The organism is Flavihumibacter solisilvae (assembly GCF_000814475.1).
In the GTDB taxonomy this organism is placed as follows: Bacteria; Bacteroidota; Bacteroidia; order Chitinophagales; family Chitinophagaceae; genus Flavihumibacter; species Flavihumibacter solisilvae.
Genome location: NZ_JSVC01000006.1, coordinates 41,191 through 53,289, shown reverse-complemented (window position 1 = coordinate 53,289; position 12,099 = coordinate 41,191). Strand labels below are relative to the sequence as shown.

8 protein-coding genes are annotated in these 12,099 nt (G+C 47.7%); 3 read left to right on the top strand and 5 right to left on the bottom strand.

What is annotated here, in order from left to right; translation table 11 throughout:
* The first annotated feature begins 51 nt into the window (after positions 1-51).
* Together OI18_RS05905 and OI18_RS05900 are read left to right on the top strand one after the other, a co-directional pair.
* Complete coding sequence (locus tag OI18_RS05905; RefSeq protein ID WP_039138018.1) at positions 52-1,227, top strand: threonine aldolase family protein; 1,176 nt, start codon at positions 52-54, stop codon at positions 1,225-1,227.
* Positions 1,228-1,299: 72 nt separating this feature from the next.
* Entirely contained in the window at positions 1,300-2,112 is an 813-nt protein-coding gene (locus OI18_RS05900) for a class I SAM-dependent methyltransferase (protein ID WP_039138017.1), read from the top strand.
* A 17-nt stretch (positions 2,113-2,129) separates the two neighbouring features.
* On the opposite strand, the gene OI18_RS05895 is transcribed toward OI18_RS05900, so the two are convergent.
* The 4 genes from OI18_RS05895 to OI18_RS05880 form a co-directional block, all read right to left on the bottom strand.
* Complete coding sequence (locus OI18_RS05895) at positions 2,130-4,913, bottom strand: T9SS type A sorting domain-containing protein (protein WP_082037865.1); 2,784 nt, start codon at positions 4,911-4,913, stop codon at positions 2,130-2,132.
* A gap of 170 nt (positions 4,914-5,083) precedes the next feature.
* Positions 5,084-5,470: a DoxX family protein gene (locus OI18_RS05890; RefSeq protein ID WP_039138013.1), complete on the bottom strand. Its 387-nt coding sequence runs from the start codon at positions 5,468-5,470 to the stop codon at positions 5,084-5,086.
* Positions 5,457-5,945, bottom strand: a complete 489-nt coding sequence (locus OI18_RS05885; RefSeq protein WP_039138011.1) for an SRPBCC family protein — start codon at positions 5,943-5,945, stop codon at positions 5,457-5,459. The genes OI18_RS05890 and OI18_RS05885 overlap by 14 nt, the downstream gene beginning before the upstream one ends.
* A 1-nt stretch (position 5,946) precedes the next feature.
* Positions 5,947-6,267: an ArsR/SmtB family transcription factor gene (locus OI18_RS05880; protein WP_039138010.1), complete on the bottom strand. Its 321-nt coding sequence runs from the start codon at positions 6,265-6,267 to the stop codon at positions 5,947-5,949.
* Between the two features lie 160 nt (positions 6,268-6,427).
* Between OI18_RS05880 and OI18_RS05875 the strand changes: the two genes are divergently transcribed.
* A complete protein-coding gene (locus tag OI18_RS05875) occupies positions 6,428-7,183 on the top strand; it encodes an SDR family NAD(P)-dependent oxidoreductase (protein ID WP_039138009.1) in 756 nt (251 codons plus the stop codon).
* A gap of 39 nt (positions 7,184-7,222) precedes the next feature.
* On the opposite strand, the gene OI18_RS05870 is transcribed toward OI18_RS05875, so the two are convergent.
* A complete protein-coding gene (locus tag OI18_RS05870; RefSeq protein ID WP_152616745.1) occupies positions 7,223-12,085 on the bottom strand; it encodes a T9SS type A sorting domain-containing protein in 4,863 nt (1,620 codons plus the stop codon).
* Positions 12,086-12,099: the final 14 nt, after the last annotated feature.

The window sequence follows — 12,099 nt, the reverse complement described above, 5'->3', positions numbered from 1 at the left end:
GTGATTGCGAGCGTTATTTGTTAATTTAAGCGGATCAAAAATTCCAGATCTATGACGACATCGAATAACAGGCGAAACTTCCTTAAAACGGCTGGCAGCGCGATTGTGCCGGTTTTAATGCCGGCAGGAACACTATTTGCGGCAACTGCCCGGCCGCAGGAAGCGCCAGCAGTGCGCCCTGTGAGGTTCTTCGGCGATGGCGAAACCTTTGAACCGGAAGACTACATCAACGAACTCGCAAAGTTGAATGCGAAGGGCAGGATCGAGCGGGACCGATATGGCACCGGTGGTGTAGTAGCGGCCCTCGAAAAAAAGTTTACAGAAATCACGGGGAAGGAAAGCGCCATCTTCATGCCAAGCGGAACGATGGCCAATCAACTTGCAATTGCCGTACTGAGCGGTGAAAGTTCTAAAGTCTTTGTGCAGGATACCAGCCATGTGTTCCGAGATGAGGCCGATGCGGCGCAATCGGTGTTCAGCAAACGCTTATACCCGCTTGCACCGGGCGAGACTTATTTTACTGCGCGACAGTTGCAGGACACGATAGAGTCCCTGCCAAATGAAGAAGTATTCAGGACGGGTATTGGTGCGGTATCCATTGAAAATCCAGTGCGCCGTACCGACGGCAGGCAGGTGCCCATTGACGAAATCCGAAAAATCTCCACATACTGCCGGTCGAACAATATAAAACTTCACCTCGATGGCGCCAGGCTCTTTATGGCTTCGGCCTGGAGTGGCGTGCCCATAAAGGAATATGCATCTCACTTTGACACTGTGTATGTTTCGCTGTATAAATATTTCGGCGCAAGCGCGGGAGCAGTGTTATGCGGCAGTAAAGACGTGATCGGGAAAATGGGGCACCTGGTTAAGGTGCATGGCGGGTCTATGTACAGCAACTGGGCCAATGCCGCCATGGCATTGCACCGGCTCGATGGTTTTGAAGAGCGTTTACAGTCTGCGGTAAGAAGGTCAGAAGAGATCTTCGCCTCATTGAATAAAATACCGGGTATCAGGGTCAGTGCTCTTTCGGGGGGGACGAATATTTACACCCTTGAACTTGCAAAAGAAATCGATGGAAGGAAGCTGCAGGAGAAGCTCAACAAGGAGTTCAATGTTCGGATGCCGCGTCCCAACGATAAGGGCCAGGGTCAGCTGATGGTGAATGAAACCCTGTTGTACCAAAGTGCAGACTATGTAATAGATGCGTTCAGGAAAAGCATCCGCTAACGGATACGGGTGAGGGCAAGTAAAGTTTTTGGCTAAACAGAAAAAGAATTAATTTAAGAGAAAGTCAAAAGCATGAATCCAAACAAAGCATTATGGGAAAAGGGCGATTTCACCCAAATCGCCCAAACTATGCGCCAGAGCGGTGAAGAGCTTGTAGCCGGCATTGGCGTTTCAAAGGGAATGAAAGTTCTTGATCTCGGATGTGGAGATGGTACTACTGCCATCCCCGAAGCGAAACTTGGTGCCGATGTATTAGGTGTTGACATCGCGGCAAACCTTGTTGAAGCCGGGAACAGGCGTGTAAAAGAAGAAGGCCTGGACAACATCACCTTCAGGGAAGGAGACGCATGTAATCTCGGTGACATACCGGATAAATCTTTTGACAGGGTGGTCAGTATTTTCGGAGCCATGTTTGCGCCAAAGCCTTTTGATGTGGCCAAAGAAATGGTGCGCGTTACAAAGCCCGGTGGTAAAATCGTCATGGGCAACTGGATTCCAGGCGACCCGACTTTGGTTGCGCAGATCCTGCGGATCAGTTCTGCCCATATGCCACCACCACCGGAAGGATTTATCAGCCCCATGACCTGGGGTGTTGAAAGCAACGTGATAGAACGGTTTGGCCAGGCAGGCATTCCGGAAGAGAATATCTCCTTTGAAAAAGCTACTTATACATTTGTTGCGCCATATTCAGCTTCAGAATTTCTCAATGCCTTCAGGACTTACTACGGTCCAACCATGAATGCCTATGAGGCGGCCGGTAAGAGTGGCAAATCCGATGAACTGCAGGAAGAACTGAATACGCTCTTCAACAGTCAGAATAAAAGTGCATCACCTGGTGAGACAGTTATCCCGGCGACTTTTCTGAAGGTTACGGTGACCTGTTAGAACCGGTGTAACAACGGTCAGCGAACGATCACGATCTTTTCCTGCTTCATACTGCCATCGGCATAAATAACATGTAACAGGTAGTTGCCGGCTGCATGTTTATCCAATTGCAGTTGCTGTAGACCTATTCCCTTGAGTGACTGTGCGGGCCAGGTCTGCAACAGCTTACCATTGATATCATAGAGATTTAAGGTTTTCGGTAAACCTGAAGCGGTGCCATTCCAGGAAATAGTTAACAGGTCCCTCGCCGGGTTAGGGTAAATGAGCAAACCCGGTGCTGACGGTTCGGATATGCCTGCCAGTTTGTATGCTGATGAATGATCCACGGTAATGCTCATGAGCATGCCTTCCGGCACTGGCGTGGGGGCGAAGCCTGCCATTACCAGCTGACCGGGAAAAAGCTTTGCTGCGAATACCTCTTCCAGGCTGGTGGAATAGGATTGCTGGCTCACTCCATTCACGGCAAAGGACCTGTCAACTCTGCCGTTCGCATATAGGCGGACGTTTATATTCTCGCCCATATAATTTCCAAAATCCCTGCAGGTAAACAACAGCTTTCCGTCTGCCTGAAGATTGACATCAATTCCCGTAGCCTGTTCGGTGCTGAACGGATTAAGGTAGATGCCGTTTGTCGCAAAGTTCCTGTCGACCGAGCCGTTGGCATTCAGTTGAAGCAGTCCTGCACTGCTCTGGAATCTGCTAACATGATTGTTCCCGGCAATTAATAGTTTATTATCCTTTTTCACGAGTGCGCTATTGATATCAAAGGAAACCGTTGTTGGAAGAATGGTTTTCAATCCCTGTTGGTAAGCCGGGTCATACCTGCCATTGGCCAGGAGCCGAATGACAGAAAGCTGTCCATTAGCCCCAACGATCGTCTGGTTGACCAGGATAATTTTCCCGTCTTCCTGTAACCGCAGCTGTTCAATATAATCGGCTTGTTGCGCCACATCGATCAACCTTGACCCGTTATAGCCAAATGAGTTATCCGTTAGCCCGTTAGATAGTAAACGCTGGACCAGGATATCTGCCGTGTTTGTGCCTGTAGTATTAACTAAAAATCCATAGGCAATAAGGGTCTTACCATCTGCCTGGGATTTCACTTCTATACTGTTGAGGGATCGCCCGGTTGTAAGAATTTTCTGGCCGTTATTTGCCCATGAAAGATTCCTGCTGCCATCCGGAAGATATTTGTACAGGAATACCCTGTCTGATGAGGGTGGGCTGCCTATGGTGCTTCCATAAATGAAGATGTGATTGTCATGGGTTAGTTCCATATTGACAAACCCGGTTGTTACGGGTAATGGCACCAGCACACTGCCGTTATTTCCAAACCCGGTTACTGGTTTCCCCTGAGTGTTGACTGATTCCATTAACCAATAAGGTTTTCCACCCTTGCGAATAATTCCGCCTGCGATCATTCTCGTATCGTCAACTTTCAGGAGAGTTGTCCACTGGAAAGAAGAATACGGGTACGACACTGTGACCGATCCATCCTGGTCGTAGTAAGGATCGGGTTTTCCTTTTTCAAGGATCTTCCGGACCAGGAAACTATAGGAACTTTCATAACTGTTTCCCAATACCATCAGGTTGTTTTTGGGGGTGAGGGCAAGTCCGGTGTATAGTGTAGTCGGAAATTGAAGAAGGGCCATATAACCGACCTGGTTGAATGTGGGGTCCGGTTTCCCGGTCGCATCAAGCCTGACCAGGAAGTGGTTCAGCCAGTTGTCAGGCTCCTGTGCAACCAACAGTGAAAAACGGTTGGATGGATCAAACTGGGAGGCACGTAACACAGCAGAGAAAGGGAGGCTGATCGGTTGGGCAGACACGCCGCCATTTGCCACATCAGGGACACCTGTTGAGGTGAACCTTGAATACCTCAGCTGCGAGAAATCAGCAATAATGCTGGTCAGTAATATATAGCCGCCTCCCTGTTTGCATCCTATAGCAACAAGTTCTTCGGGCGGAAGGTAACTGCTGATGTTTTGGATACCGCCGATGCCAAAGCCGGCATCAGGTTTCCCGTTCTGTCCCAGCCTCACGAGGTAATTCTGTAATGTGCCCGCGCCTGTCGGGTGTTCCCGGACGCCGAGGATCCATTTGTTGTCCGGTTGTTTCTGGAAGGAGGCCAGTTCAATCGTTTCCTGTGATTCCCCGAAAGGCAGTACCAGCCGGCCGTTATCTGGTAAAGACGGATCAATGTCCCCGGTTGGCAGCAGGATGACCAGTATCAATTTATTGGCCTGGAATATAAACTCCCGCATTACGACCAGGATTTTGCCATTTGCCAGGATGCCGAGGCCGATCACCTGTGTTGGGTTCTTTAACTGGAAGAGGACCTTTAGTCCGCCGGGACCCAGTTGCTGATCCCACTTGCCGTATTTATTCAATTTCCCAAGCACCAAGTTCCCGGTAACAGGCTGTTCGAGGAAGCTTGGCTTAATGCCGATATTGCCGGCGAATAAAATTGATCCATCCGGCAGCAGGCAATTGGCTTTTTCACCAAATAGGAAGTGATCAGAAAAGCCTGCGTCGCCATAGTTGGTTACGGGTCGACCGTCACCTGCGCGTTTATAGGCAACCACATTTCCCCCGAAGTCGACGATGGAATACGTGTCGGCATTTTCGTTTATAAGGATGTTTCCTGTGCTTGCCTGTGTGGTGGTGGGCTCGCGCAAGGTGGTGAAACGAAATCCGTTGTTCCCGAAATTTTTGTTGATACTTCCCGACTGGCCCAATGCAATGGTTTGCACCAACAGCATGGTGAGGCATAGCATGCAGGAGGATAAAATTCTTTTCATAATAGACAGGTTTAACACGTTCAGGTGGGAACGGAGCTGTCTAATCGAACTGCATGGATGCGAGTTGTGAGCCTTGTATTAACTTTTGACGGGCTATTGTATGCCGGTAAGTTAGAGATTAAATGTTGTGCAATAAACGGGAAAAATACCCTCTTTGACTGAGGTAGTGATTAACGCGAAGGTGCGAAGCTCATTTTTCTGTCCACGGGCCTGAACCACCAGGATACCAGGGTCAGGATCAAAAGCCAAAGGGAAGGAAAAATTTCGCTGACTGGATCACCCGCAGCAATGTGCGAGAAAATTGCGCCTGACATGGTGAAGAAAAAACCTGCATAAGCCCATTCTTTCAGTAAAGGGAAGCGCGGTATAAGCAGTACCACAACTCCAAGGATTTTCCAGGCCCCGAGCAGTTTCAGAAAATAGCCGGGATAGCCGAGGTTGGTTATGAATGGCACTTCACCGGTAGTTTTAAAAACCTGCACCAGCCCGGTTGAGATCATACCTAATGCAAGCCAGGCGGTGGCGATCCAGTATATGATATTATTACGCTTTGTCATGTTGAGTTAGTTTTAGTTTGTTTACAATTTCCTGCAGGCGGTTATGCGCCATATTTATGCCCTGGGCGAAGGGAAGCTTCAGCATTTTGTCACGCAGTTCACCCGACCTGTACACGATATGCATCGTGAGTTTGCTTGTTTCTTCGGTGACTCCTTCAAATTCGAGGAATTCAAGCTGCACATCGAAGGGTGCATTGTCCATTTCAAATGTGCGTGTGATCTTGCGGTTTGGAATAAACTCATGGATAGTGCCGTTCGCCTGGAATACAACGTTTCCTTTAGGGTCCCTGGTTTCAAACTGCCAGCTGCCGTGCTTCCTGTTTTCCAGTTTCAGCACTTTCGTTCCCATCCATTGTTCAACGATCTCAGCTTCTTCATAGGCTTTAAAAAGTAATTCCAGTGGCAAGTCAAACTCCCTGGTGATCGTTAGCTCCTGTTGGCCGTCTTCGGCGTGGATCTTTGTTTTCAGTTCCATTTTATTTGCTTTTATATTTTTTCATAATTGATTCCAGTTTGTTGAACCGGTCGTCCCACATTTGGCGGAATGGTTCAATGAAGTCTGCTACTTCTTTCATTTTTTTTGCATTGATGTGATAATAGATCTCCCTGCCGGTTTGTTCCTGCTTCAACAGTTCACATTCGGTAAGGATCTGCAGGTGTTTGGAAACGGTCGGTCTTGCGGTGTCAAAGTTTGCCGCAATTGCACCGGCGGTCATGGACTGCGAAGCAACCAAAAGGAGGATTGCCCTCCTGGTCGGGTCTGCTATTGCCTGGAATACGTCTCGCCTCAGATTCATTGTGTAGCTATTTGACTTCAAATATAGTGTAGTTATTTGACTACACAAATTTCTATGCATAATTTTTTATCTGGCATTAAATATTAGCTCGGCGATACTTTCCAGCCTGGTTGGAAGGAGGTTGGAACGAGGTTGGAACGATTCATGTAACTTAAAGGCAATGTCACGAATTTTCATCACAGGTTCGTCGGACGGTCTCGGGCAAATGGCTGCAAAGCTGCTGATAGACCAGGGGCACCAGGTGGTATTGCATGCGCGCAATGCAGAGCGGGCAAAGCATGCCACAGGCAAATTGCCCAAAGCAGAAAACATATTGATTGCCGATTTGTCGGATATGGATGAAACAAAAAGCCTGGCAGCTCAGGTTAACGCGCTGGGAGCATTCGACGCAGTGATCCATAATGCAGGCGTGTACCAGGTTCCCGCTAAAGTAATTGTTGCGGTGAATACGCTGGCACCCTATATCCTGACATGCCTGATCAACGCGCCGAAACGACTTGTATATCTCAGCTCAGATATGCAGGCATATGGGAAACCAAATCTTGAAAATCTCGCTAAAGGAGGTAACAATATAAGCTACTCCGACTCAAAGCTGCAGGTCCTGATGTTGTCACTGGTGGTAGCACGCAAATGGCGGGATGTATATTCGAACGCTGTCGACCCGGGATGGGTGCCAACGAAAATGGGTGGACCCGGAGCGCCGGATGACCTTGCAAAGGGCTGCCAGACTCAGGCATGGCTGGCGGTAAGTGATGATGCCAATGCCAAAGAGAGCGGTCGATATTTTTATCACCAGAAGGAATCATCTTATAACAAGGAAGCTGATGATGTTGCCATGCAGGAGAAATTCCTTTCGGTATGTGAAGAAATCACACGTGTAGCGTTACCGCCGCCGGTCACTGTAACCGGAAGGTAATTGGCTGGACCAAAATAAAAAGTATTTTTCTTCATAAAACTATTGTTTGATCAGCCTGATAAACACCGGCGTACCTGTTTTCCTTCCTAATACCGCAATATAAAAGCCTGCAGGCAGATGCTTCAAATCTATCACCGCTTTCGATCTTCCTCTCACGGCATTGGAATAATACATCCTGTTTCCATTCACACCGATGACCTCAATCGTTTCCCATTGGTCGGATAGCCGAAGACTGTCAATCGTCAGAGAATGTGTTATCGGATTGGGATAATAGTGAATTCCCATATTTAAAGCCGGGACAGGATCAATTGAAGTGGCCGTATTGACGGTGAAAACAAGTGTGTTGCTTTGCACAGGATTAACTGCACAGGGGGCATTGCTGGTAAGTAGGCACCGCACTTTGTCGTTACTGGCGACTGGTGTATAGTACAAGGTTTCACCATTGGCGCCATTGATATTTCCCCAGCTGTGGGTTGAGGTGCTGTCCTGCCATTGATAATGGGGCAATGTACCGGCATCCAATGTCGCCAGGCGGACCTGGGCAATTTTCCCTTTTTCAATGAGGGTGTTACCATTGATACTTATGGATGGTTTGTTTATAACGGCTACCTGTATGCCAATGCTTACAGCTGTATCGGGGCTCGCACAACTTTCATGACTGGTGATCTTTACAGTAACCTGGTCACCATTGGCCAGGGTTGCGCTGCTGAATTGGGGACTGTTGTCACCTGTATTCACTCCGTTCACTTTCCATTGGTAATCGGTGGCTTGACTTCCACTGGCAGCTGCTGCGAATGATAAAGGCGAACCGATACATACCTGTGTGCTGTCTGCCGTTATTGTAACTGTTGGTGTGATGCTGTTGTAGCCTGTTATAACAACGGTATCGAAGGCGACACATCCATTCAAATCGGTAGCGTGGACGATGTATTTGGTAATTGCACCTGCTGTTACGTCAGGTTGAGCAAATGCAGATGAAAAGCCTGCGGGTTGGGAAGTCCAGCTGTATTGCAACCCGTCAACAGCAGGTGTGCCAAGCGTCAGCGTATTACCTGTACAGGTGGCTGCATCGCTGCCGGCGTTTGCTAATGGAAGGTCACGTACTGTTATTGTTAACGAGTCTTTCTTGATCAGGCCATCGTCACTTACCGCAGTGAGCAGGTATTTAGTCGTTACAAGCGGGTTAACAACTGGTGTCGCCATGCCCGAGTTAAAGCCGGCCGGGCGGGATGACCAACTGTACGTTGTGCTACCTGTGGGTGCCACTCCGATCTGAAGTGAATCGCCTTTGCATAAAGCGAGATCCTCACCAGCATCAGCAACGGGTAGTGCAGCACCAATACAGTAATCAGGATTAAGTTTCAGGAAGATTCCTTCTCTTTTATAAGTCGGAACAGGGATGGAAAAATAACGCACTGAATCGCCGCTGTTCCAGGTGGCAGCACTCACCAGGAAATTATTATTGTTGTCGATTACCAGGTTACGGATCTGGACCGACACATGTTTACTTTCGCCGCTTGAAGTAAAACGGTTGATCACTCCCGAAGAATCATATTTCACAATAAAGAACTCCCATTCCTTAAATGTTCTTGTTATGTTGTGGCCATCGGTTGAACTGATGGTAGTTGTCACCGGTTCATTATTTCCCATTAGTGTACCTGCAACATACACTTCATTATCCCGGATATACAATGCTTCACCTCCGCCATAAAAGCTGTTGGATGTCCCGGATTCCCAAACCAAGTTTCCTGATGGATTGAATTTCATAACGTAAAGACCACCCCTGTAAACGGTGTCAACACTGCCATCTCCATTGGTCACTTTCAGGAAACTGTTAGCGTTGAAATTACTGCAGGTCCCAGTGACATATGAATTGCCTGACTTGTCTGTTGCCATGTCGAGGATGTGTACCTCTTTGAAATCGTCTTCATTTCGCAGAACTGCATGCCACATCATTTTTCCTGTGGCATCAAGCTTAAACAGGTAAGACTGAACACTCGCATACCGGCCGCTCAACCTGAGTTTCTGGTTTGTGGCATCAGTTATTTCAACATGGTCTTCATAATAACCCCCGATAAGGCAATTGCCGCCTTTATCAAATGCAAGACCTGTTATACCCTTCATCTGGTTTGTTGCCCCGTTTGTCAGGTAATTATGCCACAGATAGGAGCCATCGCTCGTTATTGATAATATGAATGCATTTTGCATGTCGTTTTCATAGCCAGAGTTCTGAAGTCTGTGCACAACAGTTGTATTGCTCTTTTGGACATAATCGAGATTTGCCAGGCTGCGTCCTGAAACTACGATCCTGTTGCCTTGTACTTTAATGTGATCAGGTAAACCTCCCCTTACAGGATATCCCTGGAATATGGGACTGGGGTCACTCAGGATTGAATGCCAGAGATACTTCCCGTTAGCGTCTATCTTCAGGATAAAGCCATTTATCTTGTCGGAATAGTCAGGCGCATTGGGATTGGTTGAAGTGATCCTGATGGAATCTCCGCCGGGTAAATAGAGGTAATTCAATTCATGGCAGCTTCCAAGGATATAAATATTTCCCGAATTGTCTTTATCCGCAGCATCGATGCTTCCAGGCAGGTGAATGTACCATTTCAGTAGACCGTCAGCCGAATAATCAGCAAAAAAGCCGGCATTCTCATATGGGATCTTTACGCTCCTGCCATACCTGCTGTTCAATAGTGGTTTGTTACCTCTTCCGCTAAGGTAATATTCGCCATTGCCGGCAAGTAATACCTTATTCAGTTGCATGAATTGTTCCGGCTGGTAGCCAAGTAGTGAATCGGGTACCGAAAGACCGAAACAATTTGCTGCACCCGAAGGTGGGTTCACAACCGTCAGGGCAATCCCGGTAACGGTATCGCGACAACCATTTGCGCTGATGCTGAGAAGTGTGAGCGATTTTTGTCCGGGTGAGGAATAACTGATTCCTGAAGGCCGGGCCTGTGTTGAAGAAGTGATACTGGCCCCATCGTTAAACTGCCACTGGAAGTTGCTGGCTTCGTAAGACCGGGTAGAAAAACCGGTGGTTTCACCAGGCACCAGGTTCACTTTTTCGGCGACAAAAACGGACCTCGTTTTTTCAACACTGATATTAATGGATGTCGTAAATCCCAATGTGTAATTGATATTCGTTCGGCTTGCCCAGATGGTGTACCGGCCCGGCTCGGAAATAGGGTTAGTAAACAATTGTACAGTACCTCCAGAACTTTCTACTGAACCATATTCTTTCCAGTTGTTGTCTTTCAGCGTATAACGCACATTCGGTTCTGTATTGCTGATAGTGATCCGGACAGGTTCTGACTTGCATAAGATAGTGTCGCTGACGGTGATCGGCAGATCTACAGCTGGTGGGTGAAAAAATACGAATCCTGGTTTGCTGCCCACGGTACCTTGTTCTGTTGAAACCGTCACTGAACCAGTGGCGCCATTTCCCACGATAGCCCTGATACGGGTCAGGGATTCGACTGTAAACCAGGCTGCGTCTACGCCGCCAAATTTTACAGATTTTGTATTGAAGAAATTGCTTCCGGTTATGATCACTTCCGTACCATTCTTTGCCATAGTTGGTGAGAAAGAATAGATGATCAGCGGGGGATTGATACCCTGGATCTTTATCGCTGTATCATTATGAGTTCCATTTGATACAACAAGCATGATCGTGTCTTCGAGTATGCCATCCTGGTGTGTATATGATGCATTGTAACCATTGCTTACTTTGTTACCGTTTACAAACCATTCAGCTGTATGAGCTGGATTGGAGAAGTTGAGTAGCTTCACTGTGCCGGTGGCAGTAACACCAATGGTATCTGTTTTGAAATAAGCTTTGGGAAAGGGAGTACCACCGCCATTCATACTCAGTTCAATGAATCCATGGTCGCCGCCTGCCCAAAGCTGGGAAGGTGCGCGGAACTGGAGATCCAGGTGCCTGCCATAAAGCTTTTCAAAATTGTTGTCACGTGGCAGGGGTTCCCATGTTTTACCGCTGTCAATGGTTTTAAATACGAAATAGCCATACAGCGCATAGCCTGTTGACTCACTGATGAATTTCATTTTAGCGGTGGCAAATGGGGATGCAATGGGATCTGTCATTGGTACCCAGCTTGTTCCGCCGTCGGTAGTCTTGAATATGTACTGGCCATTTTCCGATCCGACCATGCTTATCCAACCAATGTTCCTGTTCAAAAAATCAGCGTGTATAATATATCCGTCTGGAACTATGGGCAACGTTACGTTGATCCAGCTGATGCCACCATCTATCGTTTTAAGTAACTTGTTGGCGGTTGGAGTAATCCCGAGGGCAAAAACAGTGAGGTTATCAACGGCCTGGAGATGATCGAGATTGCCAAACTGGTCAGCATGGGATGTTTGCCAGGTAACGCCTCTGTTGGTTGTTTTTAGTACCCGATTTTGGTCTATGACGTAACCGGTGTTGTTGTTTTCCGGGAAGATCATATCTGTAAACCCGCCGTTAAATGACCTCGGGTCATACCGGGAATACTCAATGAGTGTATAAGTGGCACCTCCATTGTTGGAGCTGAGTATTGCAGAAACAAATCCATAGTGGCCGTACACCAGCAGGTTGTTGCGATCAAAGGCCTTCACGCCGTTAATGCCAAAGCCGAACGTGAGGTTGGCCGGAAAGCCGTTGTAATTTACATTGGAAAGGGTAATTGGTCTTTTCGTCCAGGTATGACCGGTATCAGCGGAATAGCCAATAAAATCAGTGAACGCCGCATAGCCTTCAGCCTGGTTAAAAAAATCCAGTTTTAAAAGTTGGTTGTCTGGGTTTACGTCGGTATAGACCTTACGCATCTGCGCGTTGGCGGAGATGCAGAAAATTACGGTTATGAGGAATAAGGGCAGGGCTCTGGCAGCTCGCATTGGTCAGGGTTAAG